General features: G+C 45.3%; 1 protein-coding gene and 1 pseudogene. Both read left to right on the top strand.

Annotation, left to right across the window (positions count from 1 at the left end):
* Window positions 1–302: GNAT family N-acetyltransferase (locus tag FKN16_RS24410; protein WP_170903750.1), on the top strand; the 302-nt coding region annotated here is incomplete at its 5' end.
* A 105-nt stretch (window positions 303–407) separates the two neighbouring features.
* Window positions 408–510, top strand: a pseudogene (locus FKN16_RS24775) (N-acetyltransferase); the annotation flags it as partial.

The following is a 510-nucleotide window of genomic DNA, read 5'->3' as shown; positions in this document are numbered from 1 at the left end:
GTGTATCGAACTCCGAAATTTTAGGTGCAATCCGAGTTCGCAAAGGTACTAATGCCAACGTAGAAAATGTCATTGGTCATATTGGCTACGAAACTAGACCGTCAGCTCGTGGTAAGGGTGTAGCCTCATTTCTGCTTGCTTGGGTGCGAGACCATGTTGTCACTGATTCAGTAATTGTTACTTGCTCAATTGACAATCCCGCATCTCAAAAGGTCATCGAAAACTGTGGTGGAGAATACCTCGGTAACTACACAGATGAGAGTGAGGGTACGGTAAGGCGCTACCGTTTAGCACGCACATAACAAAGCATTTAAGAGTGATTCGCAACGCTTGGCAGTTTCGCTTCGCTCAAGTATAGCCAAGCGTCGCTCACACCTTAATGCGGCGTTATGCCTAAGGTGAAATTGATGATCAAGCAGCTTGATTCAAACGAAAAATCAGTGGTTGAACTGTCAGAGTGTTGCTTAGATGAACTTCGTCAAGTTTACAGGCCAACTGAGCTCGCAGTTA

This window comes from Vibrio sp. 11-4(1), assembly GCF_013048625.1.
Classification (GTDB): Bacteria; Pseudomonadota; Gammaproteobacteria; order Enterobacterales; family Vibrionaceae; genus Vibrio; species Vibrio diabolicus.
This window is presented reverse-complemented; position numbering and strand designations above follow the sequence as displayed.